The organism is Streptomyces sp. ADMS (genome assembly GCF_033441795.1).
In the GTDB taxonomy this organism is placed as follows: Bacteria; Actinomycetota; Actinomycetes; order Streptomycetales; family Streptomycetaceae; genus Streptomyces.
Genome location: NZ_JAVFVX010000496.1, coordinates 1 through 341, shown reverse-complemented (window position 1 = coordinate 341; position 341 = coordinate 1). Strand labels below are relative to the sequence as shown.

Below are 341 nucleotides of genomic sequence, written 5' to 3'. Positions count from 1 at the left end.
TCGCCCGGGCCTTCTCCTCGTCGCGCCGTCCGCCGCCGAAGACCGCGTCGAACTTGTCGGCCTGGATCTTCTCCGTCAGCGGCAGCGTCTGGAGCGGGTTACGGGTCCCGTCCGGCCGTTCCCGCAGCACCCCGCGGTCGATGTAGTCCTGCACGGAGGCGACATGCAGCCGCAGCCCATGAGCCGCCACCACCCGGTCGCGATACGCGAGCACCTCGGCGAAGTTGTGCCCGGTGTCCACATGCAGCAGCGAGAAGGGGATCGGGGCCGGAGCGAACGCCCTGATCGCCAGGTGCAGCATGACGATCGAGTCCTTGCCGCCGGAGAAAAGGATCACCGGC

General features: G+C 68.9%; 1 protein-coding gene. It reads right to left on the bottom strand.

Translation table 11 applies throughout. The annotated features are described in order from the left end of the window. On the bottom strand, positions 1 to 341 hold a 341-nt coding region (locus RB628_RS41720), incomplete at both ends, for a phosphoadenosine phosphosulfate reductase family protein (protein ID WP_318325807.1).